This is a genomic window from Streptomyces sp. NPDC005728 (assembly GCF_040630895.1).
Classification (GTDB): Bacteria; Actinomycetota; Actinomycetes; order Streptomycetales; family Streptomycetaceae; genus Streptomyces.
The window spans coordinates 74979-96932 of the sequence record NZ_JBEXYL010000018.1 but is presented as its reverse complement, the minus strand read 5'-3'; the positions used below and the strand labels follow the sequence as shown (position 1 = coordinate 96932).

Genomic DNA, 21954 nt, shown 5'->3' with positions numbered 1-21954 from the left:
TGCACGACATGCGACGCCTGTTCCCTGTGACCTACGAAACAGCAGCCCAGGCCTTCGGCGGGGGCACGGAGGGGGAGGAGGTGCATGGGACGGCCGGTGCTCGTGCCGCTCATGCGCTGGGTGAGGCCGCCAGGGCCCACCTGCTCGTGAATCGCGAGTGGAGCCTCGCCGAGCTGGCCGGTGCCTACGCCTATCCGGAGCAGGCGCCCGGCTCCGGCCCGCCTCGGCCGTGGCTGCGGGCCAACATGGTGTCCACCCTCGACGGCGCCGGCCAGCACGAGGGGCACTCCCAGCCCATCTCCGGCGCGGCCGACATGCGTGTCTTCGGCACGCTCCGCGCGCTCGCGGACGCGATCGTGGTGGGCGCGGAAACGGTACGTCAGGAGGGGTACCGCCCGGCACGCGCGCGTGCGGAGTTCGCGGAGGCCCGGCAGGCCGCGGGACAGGGCCCGGCCCCGGCGATCGCGATCGTCACCGCCGGCCTCGACCTGGACTTCTCCCTCCCGCTGTTCACCGCGCCGCTGGTGCCCACCCTGATCCTGACCGGCACCGGCGCCCCCTCGGACCGGGTCGCCGCGGCCGAGAAGGCCGGCGCCCGGGTGGTCGTCGCCGGGGAGGGCGCGGCTGTCGACCCGGCCCGCGCCGTACGCGCCCTCGCCGACCTCGGCCTCACCCGGCTGCTCACCGAGGGCGGACCCAGGCTGCTCGGCCAGCTGGTGGCCGCGGAGGTGCTCGACGAGCTGTGCCTGACCCTCTCGCCGATGCTCACCGCGGGGGACGCACAGCGTGTCGCCTGGGGGCCGTCCGTCGCCGATCCGCTCCGCTTCGAACTGGTGTCGCTGCTGGAAGAGGACGGATTCCTGTTCAGTCGTTACCGTCGGTCCTGAAACCGGCGGAATCTGCCGTTCCGTTTGACTTCCGGCGGGCACACTAGGTCCGGCACTACCCGTGCGAGCACGGGGCAGGATGGTTTCCGCAGGGCCCTGCAGGGCCCACGGAGGAGAAGAGGCGCCTGGTGTTCACAAGCGTTCTGATGATCGAGAAGGCCCTGACGTCCGCCGACGTGGAGTTCGTCACCACCTTGCACGGGGACGAGCCGGTCTCCTTCCACGTGCTGCTCCAGCCGCGCGGCGACCAGGCGGACCGTCTGCTGCGGGCCATCGACGACATCGCGCTCGGGGAACTGGACGAGGCGGTTCGTGAGGGTGCGACGCCCGAGGGCGAGCAGGCCCGCAGCGTGGGGCAGCAGGCGCTCGCCGTGTCCCTGACGGCCCTGCGGGCCGCCGGCAGCGAGGCCGAGGGGCGGCTGGTCGAGGATCATCCGCTGGACGCGCTGAAGGCCCTGGTCGCCGAGGTGGCGGCCGACGAGGTCATCGTGCTGACCGATCCTCACTATGTGGAGGAGTTCTTCCACCGGGACTGGGCTTCTCGGGCCCGGCACAAGGTCGGCGTGCCGGTGCTGAAGCTGTTCTCGCACAGCAAGGCCTAGGCGCCGTTGCGGAGCGCATAGGCTAGGGCTGCTCAGGCTCGTACCGGATCTTATGGAGACACGCATGGCACCCGGCCTTCCCACCGCCATGGACCGACCGCACTTCATCGGCATCGGCGGCGCCGGGATGTCGGGCATCGCCAAGATCCTCGCGCAGCGTGGGGCCAAGGTTGCCGGGAGCGACGCCAAGGACTCGGCGACGGCCGACGCGCTGCGGGTCCTCGGCGTGACCGTGCACATCGGGCACGCCGCCGAGCACCTCGCCGACGACGCGAGCTGTGTCGTCGTGTCGTCGGCGATCCGCAAGGACAACCCGGAACTGGCCCGCGCCGCCGAGCTGGGCATCCCGGTGGTGCACCGCTCCGACGCGCTCGCCGCGCTGATGGAGGGCCTGCGGCCGATCGCCGTGGCCGGTACCCATGGCAAGACCACCACCACCTCCATGCTGGCGGTCTCCCTCGGCGAGCTGGGTCTCAAGCCCTCGTACGCCATCGGCGGCGACCTTGACGCGCCCGGCTCGAACGCGCTGCACGGCGAGGGCGACATCTTCGTCGCCGAGGCCGACGAGTCGGACCGCAGCTTCCACAAGTACGCCCCCGAGGTCGCCATCGTCCTCAACGTCGAGCTGGACCACCACGCCAACTACGCCTCGATCGACGAGATCTACGAGTCCTTCGAGACCTTCGCCGGGAAGATCGTGCCCGGCGGCACGCTGGTCGTCTCCGCCGACCACGAGGGTGCGCGGGAGCTGACGCGGCGGCTGGCCGGGTCGGTGCGGACCGTGACCTACGGCGCGGCCGAGGACGCCGACGTACGGGTCCTGGCCGTCGTACCGCAGGGGCTGAAGAGCCAGGTCACCGTGGTGCTCGACGGGCAGGAGCTGACCTTCGCGGTCTCCGTGCCCGGCCGGCACTACGCGCACAACGCGGTCGCCGCGCTCGCCGCCGGCGCCGCCCTCGGTGTTCCCGCCGCCGAGCTGGCGCCCGCGCTGGCCGCCTACACCGGTGTCAAGCGGCGCCTGCAGCTCAAGGGCGAGGTGGCCGGTGTGCAGGTGATCGACTCCTACGCCCACCACCCCACCGAGATGACCGCCGACCTGGAGGCCATGCGCTCCGCCGCCGGTGACTCCCGGATCCTGGTCGTCTTCCAGCCGCACCTGTTCTCCCGCACCCAGGAGCTGGGCACGGAGATGGGCCGGTCGCTGGCGCTCGCCGACGCCTCGGTCGTGCTCGACATCTACCCGGCCCGCGAGGACCCGATCCCCGGGGTGACCAGCGAGTTGATCATCGAGGCCGCGCGTGCGGCGGGCGCCGACGTGACGGCCGTCCACGACAAGGCGGAGATCCCGGCGGTGATCGCGGGAATGGCGAAGCCCGGTGATCTCGTTCTCACCATGGGCGCGGGCGACGTGACCGACCTGGGCCCGCAGATCCTGGACCGCCTGTCGCAGTAGTAAAGGGGCTGAGGCTCATGTCGTACGACGTCGAGAAGCCGGACGAGCAGTGGCGCGCGGAGCTGACGCCGGCCGAGTACGCCGTCCTGCGCCAAGCCGCGACCGAGCCGGCCTTCACCGGTGAGTACACGGACACCAAGGCCAAGGGTGTCTACTCCTGTCGCGCCTGCGGTGCCGAGCTGTTCACCTCCACGACCAAGTTCGAGTCGCACTGCGGCTGGCCGTCCTTCTACGACCCGAAGGACAGCGACGCGGTGGAGCTGATCGAGGACCGCTCCCACGGCATGGTCCGCACCGAGGTCCGCTGCGCCCGCTGCGGCTCTCACCTCGGCCATGTGTTCGAGGGGGAGGGTTATGCGACCCCCACCGATCAGCGGTACTGCATCAACAGCATCTCGCTGCGGCTGGAGCCGGAGGAGCAGTAGGGGGTTGTTTGAGATTCTGTGAGGGTGTTGGGTGTGCCGCGCTGGATCCAGTCCCGTCGCAGGCCCCTGCCCGCCGACCGCCACCGTCGAGAGCACGGGGCCGGCGAGCCGGAGGGTGCGGACGCGGCGCGGCTGGAAGCCCTGCGGGCCGCCGCCGGCGGGATCGGCACCACCCTCGACGAGGGCACGACCTGCGCCGAGCTGACCCGGGCCGCCGTACGGCTGGCCGGAGGCGGGGCCGCGGTCATGCGCCGGACCGGGAAGATCGTCTCCGGGTACGAGGCGATCGCCGGGGAGGCGGACCTGCTCCCCGACGCCCGCTGGGCCATGGCCGTGGCCCGGGACGCGGGCGTCCCGGCGGCCGACAGACAGCCGGAACCCTGGATCGAGCAGCCGTCCACCGGCCTCGGACGTCACGCGCTCTGCGCGCCCCTGACCAGCGGCAGCGACCAGTACGGCGTGCTGGTCGCGGCACGGCACAGGCGGCGGTTCACCCGCACGGAGGCCGAGCAGCTCGCCCTTCTCGCCGAACGCGCCGCCTCGCACATCCGGCACGCCCGCGCCTACGAACAGGTCAGCACCACGGCCGGTGACCTGCAACGCGCTCTGCTTGCGGAGCCCGGCCGACCGCACCCGAACCTGGACGTCGCCATCCGCTACCTCCCGGTCGGCAGCCGGGTGCTGGTCGGCGGCGACTGGTGCGAGACCGTACGGCTCCACTTCGGCCGCACCCTGCTGGTCGTCGGCGATGTCATGGGCCACGGCCTCGAGGCCGCCGTCGACATGAGCGCCTACCGCTCCTCGCTGCGCTACATCGCCTCCTCCGAACTGCCCCCGCACCGGGTGCTGCGGCAGATGGACGACATCGCCGCCGGTGAGGCCGAGCGAAGGCCGGCCACCTGTCTGCTCGCGCGCGTGGACCCCGGCCGGGGGCAGGTCACCCTGGCCAGCGCCGGCCATCTGCCGCCCGTGCTCATCGACCGGGACGGCTCGACCTCACTGCTGCCCGTCACCGTGGGGCCGCCGCTCGGCACCGGCCTCGGCGGATACGAGTCGACCACCCACACGCTGGACCCCGGACAGACCCTCGTGCTGTTCACCGACGGCCTGGTGGAACGCCGCGGCGAGGACATCGACCGCTCCCTCGCCCGTATAGCGGCCCTGCGCTTTCCCACCGGCAACGGTGTGGACGACGTCCTGGACACCATCCTGAGCGGCCTGGACGCGCGCCACGCGGAGGACGACGTCGCGGTCCTCGCGGCACGGCCGCACACGCGGCAGACGGTCGGGGAGGCACTGGACGGCGTCGAGGTGACGGGGTGACGGTGCGCACGGCCATGCCCTGACCGGGCGCGTGCCGACCGCCCCGGCTTTCCGTCACCGTCCGTTCAGGCACCCGCGTGCAGCAGCGCCGACCAGGTCCAGGGCCGTTCCGGGGCGGCCGTGCGCAGGGCCCGTACGGTGTGGTGGAGGGCGAGGGCCGCGGGCAGCGGGCCGGGGTCCGGCAGGGCGGGGGCCAGGGTGCGGTGGAAGGCGGCCGCCGCGTCGGCGGCGAAATCGTCCCCCACCTCCCAGAGCGTGGCCACCGACTGGGTGTAGCCGGCCAGCTGGAAGGCGGAGGCGAGGTGGATCACCTCGTCGACGAGGGCGGGCGCGGAGCTGCCCCGGCCCGTTCCGCAGGCCGACAGATAGGCCAACTCGGCCGACTCCAGGTGCAGTTCCGCGATCTCCCCGATGTGCAGGTCGCCGTCGGCGAGCAGCAGCCGGCCGGCCGCCGTGTCCTGCGGGTCGCTGTCCGCGTGGCAGGCGAAGTGCACCACCGAGGCGTCGAGCACCGCCGTACGCACCGCCTCCCGGGTGGCGGCCGCTCCGATCAGCGGCGTGCCGCCGCCCGCCGCGACCGCCGTGGTGGCCTCGGCGACCGTCCGGGCCAGCGGCGCCTGCCCGGCCGTCTCGGGCATCGCCACCGCGAGGACTCCCCGCCGGCCGGGGTCCGCGCGCCGGCGGGCCCGGCTGAACAGCAGGGCGCGCAGCGTGGGCGTATAGGAGGAGGCCACCCGGTCGAGGACCGCCGCGCCCGCCGGTGCGCCCGGGCCGTGATGCCCGGCGGCGTGCAACGGGAAGGAGTTGAGCACGCCCGACGGGGCCCACCACAGGCGCGGCCAGGGCGCACCCGGCTGCGGAGGGCCGGTGAACCCCAGGGTGTCCAGGACCGGTTCGGCCAGGACGTCCCACAGCCAGGCCAGCGTGCCCGTGAAGATCTCCCGCGCCTCCGCGAACAGCGGATCGCGCGGCCCGGCGGTCAGCACCTCGACGGCCAGCCGGAACGACTCGGCCTGCGCGACGAGGTCCGAGGCGTACAGGCGGGGCAGCTTCACCGTGCGCAGCCCGTCGGGGCACAGCGCGAGGGCGTCGCAGCGGCGCGGGTGGACGTTGACGCTGACCACGGGCCCCTCCGCGGCGGCGGGCAGCAGGTCGTCCAGGCCGAGCGGCAGCGGGGTGAGGAACCGCCGGAAGCCCGGACGCTGCTGGAGTTCGGTGATCAGCCGGGCCGCCTCCTCCTGCGCGACACGGTACCGGTCCGCCTCCTCGTCACTGGGCCAGCGGCCGGGATCCCGGTCGCGGCGCAGCGACCGGAGGCCGTCCAGCGCGGTCCGGAGCCGGGCATAGCGGTCGGTGTCGGCGCTGTGCAGCACGGAGAGTTCGCGGCGGGCGTTGAACGCGGTGGACAACAGGTGCGCCCGGCCGTCCTCCAGACTCTCCAGGGCGCCCACGGGGTCGCGGTCGTCCAGGGCCTTGGCGGCCGAGTCCGAGGCCAGCCGGGTCACCAGGCTGGGGGACTGCCCGGGCTGCTCGGTGCGGTGCAGTTCGGCGCCGAGCAACTGGCCGTTGCGGATGCGGGAGTGCACCGCGGACGTCCACTGCGACAGCAGCATGACGGTCCGCAGCTCCGGGTCGGGTACGGCGGTCAGCTCGCGGGCGATCTCCTCGGCCTCGGTGAAGTCCGCCTCCTCGGACCACAGCGCGTACCGGATGAACAGTGCGAGAGCCAGGGAGCTGCGTGTCTCGTCGTACTCCCGTGTGCCGGGGGCCAGTTCGGACAGCGTGTCACGGGCCGCCCGGACGCCTCTCTCCAGATACTCCAACTGGTCGAAGGGCGACTCGAACGCGTACGCCAACGCCGTGTAGCCGCCGAAGAGTTCGGGGGCGATGCCCAGCTCCTGCATCCGCTGCGGCATGTCCTCGACCATCTCGCGCAGCAGGGGCAGCGAGGCGCGCATCCGGCCGAGCCTGGCCTCGTCCGCGTCCGGCTCGTGCATCAGCCTCGCCAGGGTCAGCATGGCCTGCCCGTCCTTCACCAGACGGTACTCGCGGGTGTCCGGCGCCAGCCGGTGCAGCAACCGCTCGTGGACGTCGAAGACTTCGTCGAGGCGGCTCGTGTCGACCGGTTCCCGCACCGCCGGTACGGGTTCCGGGTCGGCGGTGCGGCCCTCCATGAACTCGGCCAGCGCCTGGGCGCGCTCGTCCTCGGGCAGCCGGGCGATGCGCCGCAGCTCCAGTTCGACGGCCCTGGTGATGATGTCGTCGAGGGAGACCTCCTCGGGGTAGCCGAGCAGCAGCGAGCCGAAGTCCATCAGCTCCTGGCTGCGACTGCCGCCGCCCTCCGGGCCCATGCCGAGCAGGCGCATCACCGCGGCGATGGGGTGGCCGTCGCCCTCGCCGGACAGCGCGGACCGCATGATGGCGTCGATCGCGTCCGAGTCGGCCTCCTGCTCGGGGCTGAGGTCCGCACGGGAGGACAGCTCGCCGTTCAGCACGGCCGCCCGGTACAGCAGCCCTTCGGCCTTCCCGGCCTGCTCGGTGTCGTCGGCGAACACGGCGTCGGCGCCGGTCAGCAGATCGATGGCCTCCTGCGGCCGCCGCGCGGCGATCAGGCTGTCCGCCAGCCGCAGCATGACGTCCGCACACTCCGGGTGGCCCACGGGCGTCAGGCCGAGCAGCCGGCGCAGGACGTCGACGGCCTCCGCGGCCTGGGCGGCCGAGCGCGTCCGGTCGCCCCGGGGCATGCCGATCCGGGTGGCCCCGGCCAGCCGGTCGAGACGGTCCCGCAGCGCCTCCGTCTCCTCGGCCGGAGTGAGGTCGACGGAGCGGCGGAGCGCGGCCACGGCCTCCTCCCGCACCTCGGGGCCCACCTCCTCGTCCTCGTCGGCGCTCGCGGCGTACATGGTGAGGGCGTAACCGAGGTCGGAGTGCATCTGCGCCACGTTCTCGTCGGCCGGGCCGGCGCTCCGGGTCGCCGTGCGCAGCAACCCGGCCGACTCCGCCAGCAGAGAGCGGCTCTCGGTCGCACCCGCCTGGGCCATCAGCGCGAGACCGAGTCCGTTGGCGCAGCGGGCGTGATTGGGGTGGTCCGGGGGAGTGGCGGCGAACGCGGTGCGCAGCACGGCGACGGCCTCGGCGACCCGTCCGGGTCGGTCCTCGCCGCGGACGCTGCCGAGCAGCAGCGCATAGCCGAGGTTGCAGCCGGCCAGCGCCCGGTCGTGTCCCTCGGGCGCGAGGTACGGCATGGCCTGCCGGGTCAGCCGGGCGGCCGCCTCCCAGGCCTCGGGCCAGGCCAGCACGATGCCCAGCTCCAGCAGCAGCATCGCCACGTTGGAGAGGGACGCGGCATGCTCGTGGACGATCGCCTGGGGTTCCTCGGGACGCCGGCCCTCGGGGCCGAGCAGCTCGTCGAGACCGGCGCGCAGCGGCGGCGGCAGGACGTCCGGGGTGCCGGGCAGATGGCAGTAGAACGGCGCGAGCAGCAGCAGGCCGTTACGGCCGTCCAGGTCGGCGGTCGGGGCCTCGGGCCGGGTGTCCGCGCGGACCAGCAGCGCCAACCCGAGCGTGTACGCCACCTCCTGGTCGACGTCGTGACCGCCGTCCGGGCCGGTGTCCACGAGGTGCCGTGCCAGTGCGTCGGTCTCGGCGTACGCCTCCTCCGTGTGCAGCGCCGCGGCGCCGTCCGGACTGCCGAGGCCGTCCAGCCGGGCCCGGATCGCCAGCAGCAGCCGCTCCCGCCCGGCCCGGCCGTCCTCGCCGGCCGGCTCCTGTTCCCGAGCCGTGTCCGTCGTCATGTTCCGCACCTCCCGGCCCCGCCCGTGCGGGTCCCGTCACCTGTGCCGTGGGCCAGCCCCCTTGCGGAACCGCTCGGTGACCTCCGGCCCGATGCTCACCCGTGCCGGACGGGTCTCCGGGTCGAACCGCTCGAACAGCTCCGGCAGATGGACGTCCACGGCGGACTCCACCAACTCCGCGTACGCGTCGGCGCGTTCCCGTCCACGCCGCCAGGCCACCAGGCCCGCGCCCGCCCCGGCCACGGCGGCCGGCCACCACACCGCGCCCAGCAGCAGATACAGCACCGCCCAGCCGCCCAGACGCATCGCCTCGTCCAGCCGCTGCCGGGACTCGGTGAGCGGCAGGCGCGTGGACTCCGGCAGCAGCAGCCACAACCGGGGCCAGGCATCGCCCAGTTCCGTCCGGTACTGGAGCCGGATGCGCACCACCGGCGCGCGCAGCCGGTCCCCGATCCAGGTCGGGCACTGCGGCCGGACCAGCGCCACCTCGTTGCGCGCGGCCTCTCGAGCGCCCGACCCGTCCGTTCCCTCGGCGCGTCGGCAGGCCGCGTCACGGGCCTCCCACAGGCGCCGACGCCGCTCGGTGAGCCGGTCCGCGAGGCGGCCGAGCGGGCCCGGCCAACTGCCCTGGAGGGCACGCTCGTACGGCCCCGCCAGCGCGTCGGCCAGCAGTGCGGCGGCGAAGGACGCGGCCAGCACCCCGAGCAGCAGCACCGCCGTACGCGTCGAGCCCGACCCGTCGGCGGTCAGCGCCCGCAGCCGGTGCCGCAGCAGCTCCAGGTCCGCCCAGTGCTTCTGGTTCAGGGTCAGACCGGCGGCCGCCACCGCGGTGAACACCAGTCCCGGCAGCACCAGGGCCGCCGCCCAGCGCTCGGCCAGCTTCCGGCCCACATCCGTGACCAGCCCGGTGAGCATGCCGGTCCGCTCAGCTCTCGGCGTCGAAGCGCAGGGCGAGGTCGAACACCTCGCACACCGGCAGTTCCCGGTCCGCCCGCCGCCGCTCCCGCCGGGCGCAGACCGCGTGCGGGCAGACGTGTTCGCCGGGCACCGCGTAGGGGCCGTCGTCGACGATCGCGGTCGGCAGCGTCGACCGCGCCGCCCCGGGCTCATCCTCCTGCCCGGGCTCGGGGGCGCGCAGCAGGCCCAGCTCGGACAGGTACTCCTCGACCGGCTCACCGGCCCGGGCGGCCCGCACCGCCCGGTCGATCACCAGGCGCTTCGCCGCGCCCACCGGCCCCCTGTGCATCCGGCGCAACCGGGGCAACTGGCCGCAGAGCAGCGCAACTTGTTGATCACGGTCCTCATGTGACGACACATCACCCATGGTAGTCGGATCCTCTACGCTTGATCCCGGGATCGGCCCGACAGGCACCGACGGCCGGAAGAGCGCACCAACGGACGGGGGTACGGGTGGACGTTCTGCTCGGCACCGGGGACGGCGAAGACGCCGCGCAGACCGCGACCGGGGAAGACGCGGCGCAGCCCGCGGACGCGCCCCCCGCCCCGCACGTTCCGAGACCGCCCGCGCCCCGCGCCACCTTCCGCCGGGACCTGCGCACCGTGCAGAACCGGCTGTGGACCGCCTCCGGGGCCGGGGTCGGCGCGCTGGTGTGCCTCCTGTCCGCCGACGGCGCCCGCGCGGTGGGGGCGCCCGCACCCGTGGTCGCCGAGAGCCTGCTCGGCGCGGCCGTCCTCACCCTGCTCGGCCTGCGCCTGCTGCTCACCTCCTTGCTTCCGGTCGTGCTGACGGTCGACGGGACGGGTCTCGAGTGGCGCGGCCCGCTGCGCCGGTTACGGCTGCCCTGGGCGGACGTCGAACGGGTCTGTGTGGTCCCGGCCGCGGACCGCCGCCTGCTCGGTACCGGCCACCGCTTCCCGGAACAGCTGCTGCTGCGGACGACCACGCCGGCCGCCCGGCGCGGCTCCGGACTCCTCTCCCGCGCCCTGGAGTTGACGCCCCGTCCGGACCGGGCCTGGGACGGGCTGACCATCGACCTGCGCCTGCTGGACGCCGACCCCGCCTCCGTCGACCGGGCGTTCGAGGCACACGCAGGCCCCCGCTGGCGCCGTACCGGACTGCCCCCGCAGGGGGACGCGGGCCACCGGATCCCGGGCCGGCTCCGCTCCCCGTCCGCCGTCCGCCTCGCGCGCCAGGGCCGGCGGCTGTCGTTCGCCGTCTGGCTGCTCTGCTGCTGGGGCTACCTGTGGCACAGCGAGGTCCGCCCGGGCGCCGGCCTGCACTGGCCGTACGTGGGCGCCGCGGTCGCCGCCCCCGCCGTCGTCCTGCCCGTGCTGGAGGCGCTCGACCGGCTGCTCGGCAGACGGTGCGCCCTGTTCCTCGACTCCGGGGGCCTCAGGCTGCGCGTCGGCGCCGACGAACGGACCCTGCCCTGGACCGTGCCCGGCGGCCTGGAGATCGACTCCCCGCCCGGTGCCGGCGGCGACCGACGCCCCCGCTGGACCCTCCACGCCCGCTCCGCCTCCGCCCCGTCGGCCCGGGTCCGCCGGTCGGCACCCGCCGGCCCCCTCCCGCCGCCGGTCGCCGAACCACTGCGCGGCTGCTTCCGCACGGTCCCCGGCGGCCCACTGGAGATCGTGCCCGTCCTGGCGGGCCCCGTCGGCGCGGCCCACGGACTCTCCGTCCACCCCGAGCAACTCGCCTACGTCCTCGGCACGTACGGCGTCCGGGTCGCCGGACCGGCCCGCGGCAGCGAGGCCGCGCGGCGCTGGAGCAGCCCCGCCCTCGACCCCGTACCCCCGCCCCCGGACCCGCCGCCCCCGCCGCCCGCCTCCCGCACCACCGCCGTCGGCGAGGTCCGGGTCCTGCGGGTGGCGCGCACCGCGACCCGCGGATACCGCACGATCGCGGCGGCACTGGGCGCCCACACCGGCGCCGGCCCCGTGTGCGTCCTGGTCGAACCGGGCCGCTACCCCGAACCGCTCGTCCTCAAGGGCGATGTGGAGATCCGAGCCGTGCGCGGGCCCGGCACCGTGACCGTCGAGCGCGCCACCGAGACCGCGGTCAGCGTGACCGGCAGTGCGGTGCTGACCGGGCTGACCGTCGTCGCCCGCGGCAAGGCCGCCGTGGCGGCCGGCGCGGGCCGGCTCGTCCTGCGCGACTGCCGGCTGGCCGGACACACCGGAGCGGTTGCGCTGAGCGCCGCGGCGGACGCCGAGGTCAGCGTGACGGGCGGCCAGTTCGTCGTCGGCACCGCCGCGCTGAGCGGTGCCCGCGCCGTCTTCCACCGGACCCGGTTCGCCGAGGCCGAGCAGGACGCCCTCCTCGTCTCCGACGGCGCCCGGGCCGAGGTGACCGGCTGCACCTTCGCCGACACCCGCGGCAGCGCCGTCCATGTCACCGGTGCCGACAGCCACGCCCGGCTCAGCAACTGCACGTTCACCGGCACCGGCGGCCACGGCGTCCTCGCCGACCGGCACGGCACGGCCGAGGTGCGCGACTGCCGGTTCCTGGACCTCGCCGGCACCGCGCTGGGCTTCCGCGACCAGGGCCACGGCACCGTCGTGGACACCCGGGTGAGCGGCGCGAACGCCGGTGCGGTCGTCGCCGGCGGCGCCGACCCGGTCCTGCGCGACTGCACCTTCGAGGGCTGCCGGGCCGTCGGCGTCCGGGTGACCGAGGAGGCCGTGTGCCGGCTGGAGGACTGCTCCTTCTCCCGCGCCTCCAACGCCGCCCTGCACGTCGAGCAGCAAGGCAGACTGCGCGTCGACGGCTGCCGGGTCGACGGCGCCCGCAAGGGCGTGGTCGTGGAGAACGGCCACGCCGTCCTCGCCCGCCTCGACGTCCGCGCCCTCACCGCGTCGGCGGTCCGGCTCTGCCAGGACGGCACCGTCGAGGTCACCGGACTGCACGCGGAGGACTGCCGCTACGGGGTCTACGGCTCCGACACCGGCTCGGCCGGCGAGATCACGGGAGCGGTCCTGCGCGGCATGGGCGACAGCGGCCTCGTCCTCACCGGCTCCGCCCGGCTCACCGTCCGCGACGTCCGCGTCGAAGGCACCCTCGGCGACGGCCTCCTCGTGCGCGACACCGCGGACCTGACCGCGCGCGGATGCACGGTCGAGGGGGCCGGACGGCACGGCGTCCACCTCATGGACAGCGCCGGCCTGACCGCGGCGGAGCTAGCCGTGACCGGCTCCGGCGCCCACGGTCTGCTGGCCGTCGGCAGCAGCCACTTCGACCTCCGGGACAGCGCCCTGACCGGCAGCGGGAGCGACGGTCTGCACGCCGGGAGCGGCGCCGGCGGCCGGGTCCGGGACAGCAGGATCACCGGCAGCCACGGCGAGGCGGTGTCCGGCGAGGGAACCGTGCACTGCACGTCGCTGACCACCGACGAACGGCCGCCGGCGACGCCCGCGCCCGGTGCCGGGGACCCGCGGTCCGAACTGGACGCCCTGATCGGCCTGTCCGAGGCCAAGCGCCAGGTGCGCACCCAGACCGATCTGCTGAGGCTGGCCGGCCTGCGCCGCGAGGCGGGGCTGCCCGAGCCGCCCGGCGGCCGTCACCTGGTCTTCTCCGGCCCCCCGGGCACCGGGAAGACCACCGTGGGCCGCCTGTACGGCCGTATCCTCGCCGACCTCGGCATCCTCACCGACGGCCGGCTGGTCGAGGTGCACCGCAGCGACCTGGTCGGCCAGTACCTCGGCTCCACCGCGCTGAAGACCCGTGCCGCCTTCGACAGCGCCCGCGGCGGAGTCCTCTTCATCGACGAGGCCTACAGCCTCTCCCGCCGCTTCGGGGTGGGGCACGACTTCGGCCAGGAGGCCATCGACGAGCTGACCAAGCTGATGGAGGACCACCGGGACGACGTCGTCGTGATCGCGGCCGGGTACCCGGCGGAGATGGACGAGTTCCTCACCGCCAACCCCGGCCTGGCGTCCCGGTTCTCCCGTACGGTGACCTTCCGGCCCTACAGCCCGAACGAGCTGGTGCGGATCGTACGGCACCTGGCCGCGGTGCACGGGTTCGAACTGGACGCCGGGGTGGACGAGCTGCTGCTGGCCCGGTTCCGCTCCCGCGCGGGCTCGGAGGGGCCCGCCAACGGGCGGGACGCGCGGACGCTGTTCGAGGACATGGTGGAACGGCTGGCGGTGCGGCTCGCGGAGGTGGAGCGGCCGGGGCACCAGGAGTTGCTGGTGCTGCGCACGGACGATCTGCCGGACTCCTGACCGGCAGGGTCGCTCAGTGCGGAGGCCTGCGGGGCAGGGTGACCGTGAACACCGTCAGTCCGTCCTCCCGCTCCAGCCGCAGGCCCCCGCCGTGCGCCTCCGCCAGCCCGCGCGCCACCGCCAGCCCGAGCCCGCTGCCGCCCCGGTCCCGGCTGCGGGCCCGGTCCACGCGGTAGAAGCGGTCGAAGACGCGGGCACGGTCGGCGGCCGGGATGCCCGCGCCCGTGTCGGCAATCCGCACCGAGGCCGTGCCCGGGCCGGCCGACACCGCCACCGACACCTTCGTACCGGCCGGCGTGTGCACGGCCGCGTTGGTGAGGAGGTTGTCCAGGACCTGGCGGATACGGACGGGATCCAGGCGCAGCCGCACCGGACCGGGGCCGGTGGCGACGGTCAGCGGGTGGTCCGGGTGGCCCGCGCGGAAGGCGTCCGCCGCCTCGCGCACCAGGCCGGTGAGGTCGGTGTCCTCCGGGCGCAGCGGGGCCTCCACCTCGGCCGCGTCCAGCCTCGCGAGCAGCAGCAGGTCGTCGAGGAGGACGGACATGCGGGCGGCCTCGGCGCGCAGCCGGGCCAGATGGCGGTCGCGTTCGGCGGGCTCGTTGGCGGCCGCGTACTGGAACAGGTCGGCGTAGCCGCGCACCGACATCAGGGGGGTGCGCAGTTCGTGGGAGGCGTCCGCGACGAAGCGGCGCAGCCGCTGCTCGGCCTCGGCACGTACGGCGAGGGAGTCGTCGATGTGCTCCAGCATCGTGTTGAAGGCGGTGCGCAGCTCCGCCACCTCCGGACCGCCGTCCCGCCCGTCCGCACGCGCCGGCAACCGCGCCGCCGACTCCGTCAGATCGTGCGAGGCGATGCCATGGGCGGTGTGCGCCATGTCGCTGAGCGGTTTGAGCCCGCGCCTGAGCGTCCTGCGACCGAACACCACGAGCGCCAGCAGCGCGAGCCCGAAGGCGACCACCTGCACCGTGACGAGCCGCCGCACGGTGTTCTCGATGTCGTCCATGGGTGCGCCGCTGACCAGGACCACACCGGGCTCGACCTCGCAGGCCCGCAGCCGGTACTCGCCCTGGCCCTCGAGGCGGTCGGTGCGCAGCACCTCGGTGCCCGCAGCGATCTGCGCCCTGGCCACGGCGGTGAGGCCGGCGATGTCCTCGGGCAGGTCGGTCGACTCCTCGGGGCTGCGCAGGACGGGGGTGCCGTCCGACACGTCGTACACGGCGTAGTACCAGCGGTAGTACTTCTTGCCCTGGAGGGTCCCCTGTTCCGCGATGCTCTTGGACTGGGCGACCTGGGCCAGCCCCAGCTGGGCGTCCAGCTGGTCCGACAGATAGTTCCGCATGTACGTCGTCAGGGCCGTGCCGACCACCGCGAACACCACCAGCGACAGCACGCCGAGGCCCAGGGCCAGGCGGGTGCCGAGGCGGAGCCTGCCGTAGGCCCGGCGCAGCCGGGCGGTCACCTGGCCGCCTGCCGCACGGCGTATCCGAAGCCCCGCGCGGTGTGGATCAGCGGCTCCGTGCCCGTCTCGTCGAGCTTGCGGCGCAGCCGGCTGACGACCAGCTCGACGACGTTCGAGCGGCCGCCGAAGCCGTACTCCCAGACGTGGTCGAGGATCTGCGCCTTGGTGAGCACGGACGGCGACTTGCGCATGAGATAGCGCAGCACCTCGAACTCGGTGGGCGTCAGGGCGAGCAGCCGCTCCGCGCGCCGCACCTCGCGGGTGTCCTCGTCCAGGGTCAGGTCGGCGACCCGCAGTACGGACCGCTGGAAGCCGGGTCCGGCGCTGCGCCGCAGCACCGTGCGCAGCCGGGCCATCAGCTCCTCCACCGCGAACGGCTTGACCAGGTAGTCGTCCCCGCCCCGGGTGAGCCCGGCGACCCGGTCGGCGACGCCGTCGCGCGCGGTCAGGAACACCACGGGGACCATCGTCCCCGAGCGGCGCAGCCGGTCGAGAACGCCGAAGCCGTCGATGTCCGGCAGCATCAGGTCCAGGACCACGATGTCCGGCTCGAACTCGGCGGCCCGGGCGAGGGCCTGCTCGCCGGAGTACGCGGTGACCGCCTCCCAGCCCTCGTACCGGGCGACCGTGGCGACCAGGTCGGCGATCGGCGGGTCGTCGTCCACGACCAGCAGTCGTACTTTCTCCACCCGCTCATCCTCCTGCACCGGCTCCGCGGCGCCAGACCCGGCCGTTCCCACCAGGCACATCGATATCCAGTTGAAAGTCGTCCGACAGGAGATCGACAGCAATCCCGGGCGAAGCTCGACTCCCAGGTCCCGATCAAGGAGCCGCCGTCCGTGACGACCCTCCAGTCCCGCCCCGCACCACCCTCCTCCGCGATACGCCCCCGGGCCGTGGCCCGCACCGGCCTGTACGCGCTGCTGGCCGCCAACGCCGTCGTCGTCGCCGTCCTGTTCGCCCGGGCGGGTCTCGGCTCCAACGCGCTGATCCTCCTCGGCCGCCTCGCCGGGCTCTGCGGCGCGCTCGTCATGGCCTTCCAGCTGCTGCTGGTGGCCCGGCTGCCGTGGCTGGACCGCCGCATCGGCATGGACCGGCTCACCTCCTGGCACCGCTGGACCGGCTTCGCCGTGCTGTGGACGCTCCTCGCGCACCTGGTCCTCATCACCTTCGGGTACGCCCAGCTGTCCTCCCTGGACCCGGTGGACCAGCTCGTCGACCTCGCCGAGACCACCGAGGGCGTGCTGCGGGCGATCGTCGCGTTCGCCCTGATCGCGGTGGTGGGCGCGGTGTCCGCGCGCTGGGCCCGGCGCCGGCTGGCCTACGAGACCTGGCACTTCGTCCACCTGTACACCTACCTGGCCGTGGTGCTCGCCTTCACCCACCAGGTCGCGACCGGTACGACCTTCACCGCGTCCGCCGCCGCACGGGCCTACTGGTACACGCTGTGGGGCACGGCCCTCGGCGCGGTCCTCGCGGGCCGGCTGGTCCTGCCGCTGTGGCGCAACCTGCGACACCGGCTCAGGGTCGCGGCCGTCGTCCCCGAGTCCGACACCGTCGTGTCGGTGTACGTCACCGGCCGCGACCTCGACCGGCTGCCCGCCGTCGCCGGCCAGTTCTTCCTCTGGCGGTTCCTGACCCCGGGCCGCTGGTGGCAGGCCAACCCCTTCTCGCTGTCCGCCGCCCCCGACGGCAACCAGCTGCGACTGACCGTCAAGACCGCCGGTGACGGCACCGCCGCCCTGCGCCGACTGAAGCCCGGCACCCGGGTCTTCGCCGAGGGCCCCTACGGCGCCTTCACCACCCTGCACCGCACCCGCCCCGACACCCTGCTCATCGCGGGCGGGGTCGGCATCACCCCGATCCGCGCCCTGCTGGAGGAGATCGAGGGCCATGTCGTCCTCCTCTACCGGGTGACGGCCGAGCGGGACGCGGTCCTGTACGGGGAGCTGTCCGAACTGGCCGCCGCCAAGGGCGCCCAGCTGCACCTGGTCACCGGGCCGGCCGTGCCCGACCTGCTCGCGCCGCGCGAACTGGCCCGGCTGGTCCCGGACATCGGGAACCGCGACGTGTTCGTCTGCGGCCCGCCCGGGATGACCACGGCGGTCCTGCGCCACCTGCGTGACATGGGCGTACCCGAGCGGCAGATCCACTTCGAGCGCTTCAGCCTGGCGGGATGAGGACATCGAGGATGAGGAGAACGAACACGTGAAGCGAGCACTGCCCGTCCTGGCTCTGACGGTGGCCGGACTCGTCCCGCTGTGGCGCTACGAGCCGTCGCACCGGACCACCGCCACCGAGGCCGCCCCGGCACCCACGGCCGCCGCGTCCGGCCGGGTCGTGGCCGAGCCGACCGTCTCCACCGAGAAGGGCGACGTCCAGGTCGAGGTGACCCTCGACGGGGACCGGATCAGCGCCGTACGGATGCTGAAGCAGCCGGACAGCGCCCAGACCGAGGGCGCCGTACCGACGCTGATCGAGGAGACGCTGCGGGCGCAGAGCGCCGACGTCGACACGGTGTCCGGGGCCACGATCACCAGCGAGGGATACCGGAAGTCGCTGCAGGCCGCGCTGGACGGGGCCTAGATGCTGCGGCGCGTCGAGCACGTGATGGGGCTCCCGGTGTCGCTGCGCGTCGACGACGAGGGGGTCCCGCATGCCGTCGCGGACGGGGTGTTCGCCTGGCTGCGCGAGGTGGACCGCCGGTTCAGCCCCTTTCGGGCGGACAGCGAGGTGTGCCGGCTGGACCGGGGCGAGCTGGGCGCCGACGACGTGAGCGCGGACCTCGCCGAGGTCCTGGGCCTGTGCGAGGAGTACCGGAGCGCGACCGGCGGCGCCTTCGACGCCCGGCTGCCGGGGCGGGGGCCCCTGGATCCCTCCGCGGTGGTCAAGGGCTGGGCGGTGCAGCGGGCCGCGGAGTTGCTGACGGCGGCCGGGGCGCGGCGGTTCTGCCTCAACGCCGGGGGTGACGTGGTCGTCGCCGGCGGGCCGTGGCGGGTGGGGATACGGCATCCCGAACGGGCCGACCGGGTGTGCGCGGTGCTGGAGGTCACCGAGGGGGCGGTGGCGACCTCCGGGCGGTACGAGCGCGGGGACCACATCCTCGACGGGCGCACCGGACGCCCGGCGACCGGGCTGCTCAGCCTGACCGTGCTGGCCCCGACCCTGACCGAGGCGGACGCCACCGCCACAGCCGCCTTCGCGTTGGGGGCGGAAGGCGTGGCCTGGGCCGCCGCCCGGCCCGGCTGCGAGGTGTTCGCGGTCGACGCCGGTCGGCGGGTGGTGCGGTCGGCGGGGGTGCCGGTGGCGGGGGTCGGCTGACGGGTCCTCAGGGGGTGCCGGCCGTCGTGGCTGCCGCTGCTCTCGGGGCGGACGGCGTGATGTGGGCCGCGGGCGAGGTGTTCGCGGTGGACGTCGGGTGGTGCGGTCGGCGGGGGTGCCGGTCGTGGGTCCTCAGGGGATGCGGGCGACCGCTGCGTAGATGCCGCTCCCCTCGGGGGCGGGCGTCGGAGGCGTCCGGAACCACTCCGTGGCTGTCACCAGGCCCGGCTCGACCAGCTCCAGGCCGTCGAAGAAGCGGGCGACCTCGGCACGCGTGCGGAAACCGAGGCGGATGCCGCCCTTGGCGTATTCGGCGGTGACCTGTTCCGCCAGTTCCGGGTAGAGGTCGGAGGCGGCGTGCGACAGCACGAGGTGGCTGCCCGACGGCAGGACGGCCAGCAGTTCGCGAACGATCGCGTGGGGATCCTGGTCGTCGGGGATGAAGTGCATCAGCGCGATCAGTGACAGCGCGACGGGCCGTTCGAAGTCGAGCACACCGCGCGCGTGGTCGAGGATCTCCGCGGGGCGGCGCACATCGGCCTCGATGTAGTCCGTGGCGCCCTCGGGCCGGCTGACGAGCAGGGCCTCGGCGTGCCGCAGCACGATCGGATCGTTGTCGGTGTAGACGACCCTCGCGGTCGGCACGATGTTCTGGACGATCTGGTGCAGGTTGGGCTCGGTGGGGACACCGGTGCCGATGTCGAGGAACTGGTCGATGCCCTGGGCGGCGAGCCAGGCCGCGGCGCGGTGCATGAACGCGCGGTTCTGCCGGGCGGCGTCGTGCGCCTCGGGCGGCAGCTTCCTGCCGACCGCCTCGTCGACCGGGTAGTTGTCCTTGCCGCCCAGCAACCAGTCGTAGACCCGCGCGGGATGGGCCTTGCCGGTGTCTATGTGCGGAACGTCGGGCGTACCAACCGTCATCACGGACTCCGTTGCGCGAGTGGATCGAGAGGTGCTGCCGATCGTGCAGTCTCGCACAGGCAAAAGTGCCGCAACACTCGCCGTCTACACTCTCCCGACAACGGCCAGGCCTCGCCAAAACCGAAGGGTACCCGGCGTTTTGATACGGATAGATGCAGTCACCAAGCGGTACCCGGACGGCACGGTGGCCGTCGACCGCCTGTCGTTGGAGATACCGGACCGGGCGATCACGGTCCTCGTCGGCCCCTCCGGCTGCGGCAAGACGACGACCCTGCGGATGATCAACCGGATGGTCGAACCCAGCGAGGGCAGCATCCTCCTCGACGGCAAGGACATCCGGCAGCAGCCGGTCAACACCCTGCGCCGGTCCATGGGATACGTCATCCAGAACGCCGGTCTCTTCCAGCACCGCACCATCATCGACAACATCGCCACCGTGCCCCGCCTGCTCGGCTGGAGCAAGCAGAAGGCCCGGGAACGGGCCGCGGACCTGATGGAACGGGTCGGGCTCGACACCGCGCTCGCCAAGCGGTACCCGTACCAGCTCTCGGGCGGCCAGCAGCAGCGCGTCGGGGTGGCCCGGGCGCTCGCCGCCGACCCGCCGGTGCTCCTGATGGACGAACCCTTCTCCGCCGTCGACCCGGTCGTACGCAAGGGGCTCCAGGACGAACTGCTGCGGATCCAGGACGAGTTGGGCAAGACCATCGTCTTCGTCACGCACGACATCGACGAGGCCATCAAGCTCGGCACCATGGTCGCCGTACTGCGCACCGGCGGCAGGCTCGCGCAGTTCGCCCCGCCGGCGGAACTGCTCAGCGCGCCCGCCGACCCCTTCGTCGAGGACTTCCTCGGCGCCGATCGCGGCATCCGACGGCTGTCCTTCTTCCCCTCCGCCGACCTGGAGCTGCAGACCGCTCCCGTCGTCGCGATCGACGCCGGCGCCGAGAAGCTCGCCTCGCGTGGCACGGCCCCCTACCTCCTCGTGACGGACGTCGGCGGCAGGCCGCTCGGCTGGGGCGCGCCCGACGACCTGACCGCCGGCGAGATCGACCCGGACCGACTCCTGCCGCACGGGCGGCCGTTCGTGCCCGGCAAGGACTCGCTGCGCACCGCGCTCGACGGGGCGGTCCTCTCGCCGACCGGCTGGGCCGTGGCCGTGGACGGCGAGGGGCGCGCCGTCGGCGTCGTCTCCCAGCAGGTGATCGGCGAGGCGATCCGCGCCGCCCACACCGCGGGCCGACAGGACGCGAAGGCCGTGCGATGAACGGCTTCTTCGACATACCGAGCGACCTCCAGCACAGCTGGTTCGGGCTGATCGGCCTGCACCTGCGGGAGTCCCTGCTGCCGGTGCTCGCCGGGCTGCTCGTCTCGCTGCCCGTGGCCCAGCTGTGCGTACGGTTCCGCTGGCTCTACGCGCCGGTGTTCGGCGCGACCACCGTGCTGTACGCCATCCCGTCCCTGGCCTTCTTCGTCGTCCTCATCGACTACACCGGCCTGACCGAGACCACGGTGATGATCCCGCTCGCGGTGTACAGCCTGGTGGTGCTGGTCCCCGCGATCGTGGACGGCGTCCGCTCGGTGCCGCAGGAGACCCTCGCCGCCGCCACGGCCATGGGACTCGGGCCCGTACGGCGTTATCTCCAGGTCCAGTTGCCCATCGCCGTGCCGGCGATCATCGCGGGCCTGCGGGTGGCGACCGTGTCGAGCATCTCCCTGGTGAGCGTCGGCATGCTGATCGGCAACCAGGGCGCGCTCGGCAATCTGCTGCACGACGCGCAGATCTACAACCGGCCCGTGCTCGCCGTGAACTCCGTGGTGACGACCGCCGTGCTGGCGGTGCTGGTCGACGCGGCCCTGGTCGCCGTGCGCGTCCTGCTGACCCCCTGGATGCCGAAGGAGAGCGCGGCCCGGTGAACGTACTGAACTTCGTCCAGGCCTTCTTCAGTGACAGCTCACACTGGCACGGCTACGACGGCATCCCCACCCGGCTCGTCGAGCACCTCCAGTACTCGCTGGAGGCGCTCGTCCTCGCCGCCGCGATCGGGCTGCCGGTCGGTCTGGTCACCGGGCACTACGGGCGCGGCGGCACCACCCTCGCGCTGATCGCCACCGCCGGCCGGGCGCTGCCCACCTTCGGGCTGCTGGTGCTGGTGGTCACCTGGCTCGGCTTCGGACTGGGACCCGTGATGATCCCGTTGGTCGTCCTCGCGGTCCCGCCGATCCTGGTCACCACGTACGAGGCGATCCGCTCCGTCGACCCCTCCCCGGTGGACGCCGCGCGGGGCATGGGCATGCCGGAGTCACGGATCCTCTTCCAGGTGGAACTCCCGGTCGCGCTCCCGCTGGTGCTCAGCGGACTGCGCTCGGCCGCCATCCAGATCGTCTCCACGGCCACCATCGCCGCGTACGTCAGCCTCGGCGGCCTCGGCCGCTACATCATCGACGGCCTCTACCAGAAGGACTACGAGAAGGTCGTCGGAGGCGCCACCCTGGTCGCCGGGATGGCGCTCGCGACCCTCCTGCTGTTCTGGGCGGTGTCCCGGACAGCGGTCTCGCCCGGGGTGCGCCGCAGCAACTGAGGG

The 21954-nt window shown here is 73.8% G+C and carries 18 protein-coding genes; 12 read left to right on the top strand and 6 right to left on the bottom strand.

Annotated elements, in window-relative coordinates; translation table 11 throughout:
- Positions 1–8: 8 nt before the first annotated feature.
- The 5 genes from ABZ471_RS15300 (at position 9) to ABZ471_RS15280 (ending at position 4690) form a co-directional block, all read left to right on the top strand.
- A complete protein-coding gene (locus tag ABZ471_RS15300; protein WP_359066479.1) occupies positions 9–887 on the top strand; it encodes a pyrimidine reductase family protein in 879 nt (292 codons plus the stop codon).
- Between the two features lie 128 nt (positions 888–1015).
- Positions 1016–1489 (top strand): indole-3-glycerol phosphate synthase, encoded by a 474-nt coding sequence (locus tag ABZ471_RS15295; RefSeq protein WP_359066477.1) that lies wholly within the window; start codon positions 1016–1018, stop codon positions 1487–1489.
- Positions 1490–1553: 64 nt separating this feature from the next.
- On the top strand, positions 1554–2942 hold the full coding sequence (gene murC / locus ABZ471_RS15290) for a UDP-N-acetylmuramate--L-alanine ligase (protein ID WP_359066474.1): 1389 nt from the start codon (positions 1554–1556) through the stop codon (positions 2940–2942).
- A gap of 17 nt (positions 2943–2959) precedes the next feature.
- The gene (gene msrB, locus ABZ471_RS15285; protein ID WP_359066472.1) at positions 2960–3367 is read left to right on the top strand and encodes a peptide-methionine (R)-S-oxide reductase MsrB; all 408 of its coding nucleotides are present in this window, start codon (positions 2960–2962) and stop codon (positions 3365–3367) included.
- Positions 3368–3400: 33 nt separating this feature from the next.
- Entirely contained in the window at positions 3401–4690 is a 1290-nt protein-coding gene (locus tag ABZ471_RS15280) for a GAF domain-containing SpoIIE family protein phosphatase (protein WP_359066470.1), read from the top strand.
- A 65-nt stretch (positions 4691–4755) separates the two neighbouring features.
- Here the strand turns inward: ABZ471_RS15280 and ABZ471_RS15275 are convergent, their stop codons facing one another.
- Genes ABZ471_RS15275 through ABZ471_RS15265 form a run of 3 tightly spaced genes read right to left on the bottom strand, consistent with a single transcriptional unit; the run spans position 4756 to position 9715 of the window.
- Positions 4756–8484 carry a CHAT domain-containing protein gene (locus ABZ471_RS15275; RefSeq protein ID WP_359066468.1) on the bottom strand — a complete coding sequence of 1243 codons (3729 nt, stop codon included), beginning with the start codon at positions 8482–8484 and terminating at the stop codon, positions 4756–4758.
- Positions 8485–8520: 36 nt separating this feature from the next.
- A complete protein-coding gene (locus ABZ471_RS15270) occupies positions 8521–9399 on the bottom strand; it encodes a hypothetical protein (protein WP_359066466.1) in 879 nt (292 codons plus the stop codon).
- A gap of 10 nt (positions 9400–9409) precedes the next feature.
- Positions 9410–9715, bottom strand: a complete 306-nt coding sequence (locus ABZ471_RS15265) for a hypothetical protein (RefSeq protein ID WP_359066464.1) — start codon at positions 9713–9715, stop codon at positions 9410–9412.
- A gap of 179 nt (positions 9716–9894) precedes the next feature.
- On the opposite strand from ABZ471_RS15265, the gene ABZ471_RS15260 reads away from it, so the two are divergent.
- Complete coding sequence (locus tag ABZ471_RS15260; protein WP_359066462.1) at positions 9895–13671, top strand: right-handed parallel beta-helix repeat-containing protein; 3777 nt, start codon at positions 9895–9897, stop codon at positions 13669–13671.
- A 13-nt stretch (positions 13672–13684) separates the two neighbouring features.
- Here the strand turns inward: ABZ471_RS15260 and ABZ471_RS15255 are convergent, their stop codons facing one another.
- Together ABZ471_RS15255 and ABZ471_RS15250 are read right to left on the bottom strand one after the other, a co-directional pair.
- Positions 13685–15130, bottom strand: a complete 1446-nt coding sequence (locus tag ABZ471_RS15255) for a HAMP domain-containing sensor histidine kinase (protein WP_359066460.1) — start codon at positions 15128–15130, stop codon at positions 13685–13687.
- The gene (locus ABZ471_RS15250; RefSeq protein ID WP_359066458.1) at positions 15127–15819 is read right to left on the bottom strand and encodes a response regulator transcription factor; all 693 of its coding nucleotides are present in this window, start codon (positions 15817–15819) and stop codon (positions 15127–15129) included. The genes ABZ471_RS15255 and ABZ471_RS15250 overlap by 4 nt, the downstream gene beginning before the upstream one ends.
- 150 nt (positions 15820–15969) lie before the next feature.
- Here ABZ471_RS15250 and ABZ471_RS15245 point away from each other — a divergent pair, with 150 nt between their 5' ends.
- The 3 genes from ABZ471_RS15245 to ABZ471_RS15235 are packed head-to-tail and all read left to right on the top strand — an operon-like array spanning position 15970 to position 18451.
- Positions 15970–17310 carry a ferredoxin reductase family protein gene (locus tag ABZ471_RS15245; RefSeq protein WP_359066456.1) on the top strand — a complete coding sequence of 447 codons (1341 nt, stop codon included), beginning with the start codon at positions 15970–15972 and terminating at the stop codon, positions 17308–17310.
- A 28-nt stretch (positions 17311–17338) separates the two neighbouring features.
- Entirely contained in the window at positions 17339–17716 is a 378-nt protein-coding gene (locus tag ABZ471_RS15240) for an FMN-binding protein (protein ID WP_359066454.1), read from the top strand.
- Positions 17717–17719: 3 nt separating this feature from the next.
- Complete coding sequence (locus tag ABZ471_RS15235; RefSeq protein WP_359066546.1) at positions 17720–18451, top strand: FAD:protein FMN transferase; 732 nt, start codon at positions 17720–17722, stop codon at positions 18449–18451.
- Between the two features lie 132 nt (positions 18452–18583).
- Here ABZ471_RS15235 and ABZ471_RS15230 read toward each other — a convergent pair whose 3' ends face one another.
- A complete protein-coding gene (locus ABZ471_RS15230) occupies positions 18584–19372 on the bottom strand; it encodes an SAM-dependent methyltransferase (RefSeq protein ID WP_359066452.1) in 789 nt (262 codons plus the stop codon).
- A 139-nt stretch (positions 19373–19511) separates the two neighbouring features.
- Between ABZ471_RS15230 and ABZ471_RS15225 the strand changes: the two genes are divergently transcribed.
- The 3 genes from ABZ471_RS15225 to ABZ471_RS15215 are packed head-to-tail and all read left to right on the top strand — an operon-like array spanning position 19512 to position 21951.
- The gene (locus tag ABZ471_RS15225; protein ID WP_359066450.1) at positions 19512–20636 is read left to right on the top strand and encodes an ABC transporter ATP-binding protein; all 1125 of its coding nucleotides are present in this window, start codon (positions 19512–19514) and stop codon (positions 20634–20636) included.
- Positions 20633–21286 (top strand): ABC transporter permease subunit, encoded by a 654-nt coding sequence (locus ABZ471_RS15220; RefSeq protein WP_359066448.1) that lies wholly within the window; start codon positions 20633–20635, stop codon positions 21284–21286. Before ABZ471_RS15225 ends, ABZ471_RS15220 begins: the two co-directional genes overlap by 4 nt.
- Complete coding sequence (locus ABZ471_RS15215; protein ID WP_359066446.1) at positions 21283–21951, top strand: ABC transporter permease; 669 nt, start codon at positions 21283–21285, stop codon at positions 21949–21951. The genes ABZ471_RS15220 and ABZ471_RS15215 overlap by 4 nt, the downstream gene beginning before the upstream one ends.
- Positions 21952–21954 lie beyond the last annotated feature (3 nt).

Excerpts from the sequence above, each read along its gene's own strand:
- ABZ471_RS15300 (WP_359066479.1), top strand. The coding sequence starts at position 9 with ATGCGACGCCTGTTCCCTGTGACCTACGAAACAGCAGCCCAGGCCTTC.
- murC (WP_359066474.1), top strand. The coding sequence starts at position 1,554 with ATGGCACCCGGCCTTCCCACCGCCATGGACCGACCGCACTTCATCGGC.
- msrB (WP_359066472.1), top strand. The coding sequence starts at position 2,960 with ATGTCGTACGACGTCGAGAAGCCGGACGAGCAGTGGCGCGCGGAGCTG.
- ABZ471_RS15275 (WP_359066468.1), bottom strand. The coding sequence starts at position 8,484 with ATGACGACGGACACGGCTCGGGAACAGGAGCCGGCCGGCGAGGACGGC.
- ABZ471_RS15270 (WP_359066466.1), bottom strand. The coding sequence starts at position 9,399 with ATGCTCACCGGGCTGGTCACGGATGTGGGCCGGAAGCTGGCCGAGCGC.
- ABZ471_RS15230 (WP_359066452.1), bottom strand. The coding sequence starts at position 19,372 with ATGACGGTTGGTACGCCCGACGTTCCGCACATAGACACCGGCAAGGCC.
- ABZ471_RS15220 (WP_359066448.1), top strand. The coding sequence starts at position 20,633 with ATGAACGGCTTCTTCGACATACCGAGCGACCTCCAGCACAGCTGGTTC.